We start from the raw sequence: 246 nt of genomic DNA, 5'->3' as shown, positions 1-246 counted from the left end.
AGGAGCAGTGCGCCGCAGAACAGCAGACGGTTGGACATGGAAACCTCCGGGGTATGACGGCAAAACGCAGAGCATACCCCAAGAGGTCGGACGGTCAGACTAGAAGAGCACCTTGGCGACGTCGGCGAAGCGCTTGGCGAAGTGGACGGTCAGCCCCTCCTTGAGATAGGCGGGCAGCTCTTCGAAATCACCGCGATTGGGCTCCGGCAGGATCAGTTCACTGATCTTCTGCCGCCGCGCCGCGAT

At 61.4% G+C, this 246-nt stretch carries 1 protein-coding gene; it reads right to left on the bottom strand.

The features are described 5' to 3' along the window. Positions 1-99: 99 nt before the first annotated feature. The coding region (locus FS767_RS22480; RefSeq protein WP_144968285.1) for a S16 family serine protease at positions 100-246 on the bottom strand (147 nt) is incomplete at its 5' end.

The sequence above is a fragment of the Pseudomonas sp. DE0010 genome, from assembly GCF_007680745.1.
GTDB classification, from domain to species: domain Bacteria; phylum Pseudomonadota; class Gammaproteobacteria; order Pseudomonadales; family Pseudomonadaceae; genus Aquipseudomonas; species Aquipseudomonas parafulva_B.
Note: the sequence above shows the minus strand (reverse complement) of the source record. Positions and strands in the feature narration are given on the sequence as shown.